Annotated in this window: 2 protein-coding genes; both read left to right on the top strand. The window is 68.6% G+C overall.

The annotated features are described in order from the left end of the window. On the top strand, positions 1–918 hold a 918-nt coding region (locus IE258_RS40640), incomplete at its 5' end, for a beta-ketoacyl reductase (protein WP_189750814.1). A 25-nt stretch (positions 919–943) separates the two neighbouring features. Next, positions 944–1,133, top strand: a 190-nt coding sequence (locus IE258_RS40635) for a polyketide synthase docking domain-containing protein (RefSeq protein ID WP_229892786.1), incomplete at its 3' end; no start/stop codon positions are given.

The raw sequence follows: 1,133 nt of genomic DNA, 5'->3' as shown, positions 1-1,133 counted from the left end.
TCATCCGCCGCCGGCGTCCTCGGCAACGCAGGCCAGGCCAACTACGCAGCCGCCAACGTCTTCCTCGACGCCCTCGCCCAGACCCGGCGCACCGAAGGCCACCCCGGACTCTCCCTGGCCTGGGGCCTGTGGAACGAGACCAGTGCCATGACCGCCGGACTCGCTGAATCCGACCGACACCGGATCGCACGACTCGGCGCGGAACCACTGAGCGAGACCGAAGGCCTCACCCTGCTCGACCGAGCACTCGGCGGCGACGGAGACGGAGACGGCCTTCTGGTCCCCGTACGGCTCAACCTACCCGCCCTCCGTGCGCTCGCCGACTCCGGACGGCTGCCCGCCCTGCTCAGCGGACTCGTACGCACCCGGCCCCGGCGTGCGGCTGAGACGGAGGCGGGCAGCGGCGTCGGTCTGCGTGACCGACTCGCGGGCATGAACGAGGCCGAAGCCGAACGGCACCTGGTCCGCCTGGTGCGCAGCGAGGTCGCCACCGTCCTCGGCCACACGTCGCCTGACGCCGTGGGCTCGACGAGGTCGTTCACCGAGCTGGGCTTCGACTCGCTGACCGCGGTGGAACTACGCAACCGTCTCACCGCGGCGACGGGCCTGCGCCTGCCCGCCACACTCATCTTCGACTACCCGAACTCCACCCTGCTCGCCGAACGGATCCGGCTGGAAATCCTGCCGGAAGGGGCCGCCGCAGAGCAGGACGACCCCGAAGAGAATGCCTTTCGGGAGGCCGTCTCCGCCATCCCCATGTCCCGATTCCGCGAGGCCGGCCTGCTGGACGTGGTACTGCAACTGGCCGGTCCGAAGCGACAGCAAGAGACCGCCGCGGGAGGGGAGGAGACCGAATCCATCGACGAGATGGACGTCGACAACCTGATTCGTATGGCACTCGACGGAAAAGACTCCTGACCCACCTCGTATTCCGGAGCACATCATGGCAACGCCCAACGAAAAGGTCGTCGAAGCGCTTCGCGCCTCGCTCAAGGAGACGGAGCTGCTGCGCCAGCAGAACAACGCCCTGCGCGCCGCCTCCAGCGAGCCGGTGGCGATTGTGGGGATGGGGTGTCGTTTTCCGGGGGGTGTGGTTTCTCCGGAGGGGTTGTGGGAGGTGGTGTTGTCGGGGG

Source organism: Streptomyces tendae, assembly GCF_014650435.1.
Lineage (GTDB): Bacteria > Actinomycetota > Actinomycetes > Streptomycetales > Streptomycetaceae > Streptomyces > Streptomyces tendae.
The sequence above is the reverse complement of the archived record's forward strand: the minus strand, read 5'-3'. Positions and strand labels throughout refer to the sequence as shown.